At 43.6% G+C, this 3307-nt stretch carries 1 protein-coding gene; it reads left to right on the top strand.

From position 1 onward, the window contains the following. Positions 1-3307: Calx-beta domain-containing protein (locus tag ACIR310F_RS23800; RefSeq protein WP_269208385.1), on the top strand; the 3307-nt coding region annotated here is incomplete at both ends.

The following is a 3307-nucleotide window of genomic DNA, read 5'->3' as shown; positions in this document are numbered from 1 at the left end:
GGTAATGATACCGTCATTGGTGGTTCAGGTGGCGATGAAATCTATGGAGGAGCAGGTAATGATCTCCTCGCAGGCAACGAAGGCAATGATAAACTAGTCGGTGGCCGGGGCAATGATATCCTCAACGGTGGGACTGGGAATGATGAACTCTATGGAGAAAATGATAATGATATCCTTGATGGTGGCTTAGGAAATGATACCCTCAATGGCGGTAGTGGAACTGATACCCTGAAAGTTGATTATTCTGCCATTACCACCGTCGGAATTAGCACCACCGTTACCACCCCAGGTAGTGGGACAATTTCTGCCGCAGGTAATATCGTCAACTATAGCAACATCGAGAAATTTAACATTACTGGTACAACCCAAGCAGATAATCTCATCGGTGGCAACTTAGATGATACCCTTATAGGTGGAGACGGTAACGACACCTTTACCAGTGGGTCTGGCAATGACACAATACAAGGTGGCAATGGTAACGACACCATTACTGGTGGTACTGGTGCTGATAGCCTAGTAGGTGGTCGTGGGGATGATATTTACATTGTTGATGAATTGGGAGACATTATCACCGAAAGTTCTAACCAAGGTTTAGATACGGTAAGAGCCTCAATTACTTACAGTTTAGCCAGCATTGCCAATGTTGAAAACCTGACCTTGACCGGAACTGCTAACATTAACGCCACAGGAAATGCCATTAACAATATCCTCACTGGCAACAGTGGTAATAATACCCTCAATGGTGCAGCCGGTAATGACCGTCTCATTGGTGTAGACGAAACCAGTGCAACACCAGGAAAGGCAGAAGTTGACACCTTAATTGGTGGTGCGGGACGTGATAGATTTGTTTTGGGCAATGGCAGCAAAGTTTTCTATGATGATGGAGATACAACCAACGCCGGCACCGCTGACTATGCAATAATTCAGGGTTTTAGCGCCAGTGAAGACTTCATAGAATTATCGGGAGCGAAAAGCGACTATACCCTGAATACTACCTATAGCCCAGGCAATACCGCCATTTATCGCAACAAACCTACCGGTGAGCCAGCAGAACTAATTGGCATAATTCAAGGTGTAACGGGGTTAAACCTCAGTTCTAGTGCTTTTATCACCTATTTTGATTACTTCAATGATTTTGAAACCGCAACCGGAACAGAATGGTCAAATCAAACTCGTTCTATCACACCAGTGGGAGAAAGAAATTTCCTGGGTGAATTTGGTAATGATACCGTTAGTTTGACGCTAAATAATCAGGCTAATAGTACAGTTACTCTGGAATTTGACCTCTTTATCCTCAAAAGTTGGGATGGTAATAATAGTCCTTTTGGTCCAGATATCTTTACCCTGAGTATTGCCGGCGGACAAACCCTGCTCAATACCACCTTTAACAATGTCGGCGGAGATCAGGCTTATCCTGGTACTTTTGGTAGTGCAACTTATCCCGGACGCACAGGAGCAGTAGAAAATAATACCCTTGGTTATTGGGGAGGCTATGATTCGGTTTACCGCATCTCCTCCACTTTTCAAGCCCCAAGTAGTAACCTGAAACTCAACTTTGCTGGTTCTGGACTTCAAGACATTGGTGATGAAAGTTGGGGTTTAGATAACGTCAAAGTTACGACTTTCACCACCCCAACTGCTTTATCTGCGGGAACTCTAGCCTTTAGTCGGCCTACCTTTCAAGTCAACGAAGACGGCACCGCTGTAGCTGCTGTGACTGTCACCCGTACTGGGGGCAGTAATGGCGAAGTCCGAGCTACAATTACATCACAAGGACAAACCGCTACAAATTGGGGAGATTTTGACCCTACGGATATTGATGTCACCTTTGGTCATGGAGACACTACAGCCAAAGTGATCACCATTCCTATTTACAACGACTTCAAAGCCGAAAGCGACGAAACCCTGTTATTGACCTTAACAAATGCCGTCGGTGGTGCAGCCATAGGTACACAAAATACCGCCACCCTCACCATTGTTGATAATAATGATGCACCCGTCACATATTATTTAACTAATGCCGGCAGTTGGACAAATGCCCAAGCCCAAGCTGAAGCATTGGGTGGTAATTTGGTGACAATCAATGATCCCGCTGAAAACCAGTTTTTAGTCACTGCTTTTGGTAGTGAATATTTCTGGATTGGCTTAAACGATGTCGCAGCAGAAGGTAACTTTGCCTGGGTGAATGGAGAATCATCTAAATACACCAACTGGTATTACAACCAACCTAATAACTATAACAATGAAGATTACGTCTTCATGAATTATGGTTCAGGAACTTGGGTTGATATCAGCAACAATAATCTTTACCGAGGCATTGTTGAGGTCGTTAATGGTGCATCTACTTTATCCGTAGGGAATGTCTCCATTGATGAAGATGCTGTCATTAATGGTAAAATTACCGTAACCGTCACCCTCACAGGCGTTAGACCCGACAAAACCTTCACCGTTGACTATAGCACCGCAGACGTTACCGCTACAGCCGGACAAGATTATACAGCCACAAATGGCACGTTAACCTTTAATCCGGGAGAAAGTGTCAAAACCTTCACCATTGATATTAACAATGACAGAGTTTATGAAGGTAACGAAACCTTTAATGTAACATTATCAAATCCCACTGGTGGCGCTGTTTTAGGGCAAAATGTCAGCACAATTACTCTCACAGAAACCCCGCCGGTTTTAGCTTTTAGTCAGCCGACTTTTATCTTCAAAGAAGACGGGACTGGTACGACTCAAATCACGGTGACGCGCACAGGAAGTCCAGATAATACAGTCAGTGCCACCATTAGTTTAACCAATGGTCAAGCGGTTGCTCCCGACGATTACAACAATAGTTCCATAACTGTCTCCTTTGCCCCTGGGGAAAGCAGTAAAGTTGTTAATATTCCTCTAGTTGATGACATCAGATTGGAAGAAGAGGAAGACCTAACTTTAACTTTAAGCAATCCCACAAACAGCGCGATTTTAGGCACACAAGCAACGGCAAAATTAACGATTCAGGACAATGACATTAATCAAGGTGTTGTTCTTAATCAAGCAATTCCAGTTATCATTGACAACACAAAATTAAAGGTTAGTAATGTTGGTGCTTTAACAGGGAATTTTGGGCTGTCTTTTAATGGGGTTGATAATTATGTTGAAGTTCCCCATAGTGCGGCTTTGAGTTTGAACACCTTTACCCTAGAAGCCTGGGTTAATCAAACTCAAATTAAAGGTGATTACCAACCGATTATTACGAAACAGAATAATGGCGGCTCTGAACGGAATTATGGTCTATTTATTGTACCGAATGGAAGTCGCCTTA

The sequence above is a fragment of the Dolichospermum circinale AWQC310F genome (assembly GCF_000426925.1).
GTDB lineage: Bacteria > Cyanobacteriota > Cyanobacteriia > Cyanobacteriales > Nostocaceae > Dolichospermum > Dolichospermum circinale.
Note: the sequence above shows the minus strand (reverse complement) of the source record. Positions and strands in the feature narration are given on the sequence as shown.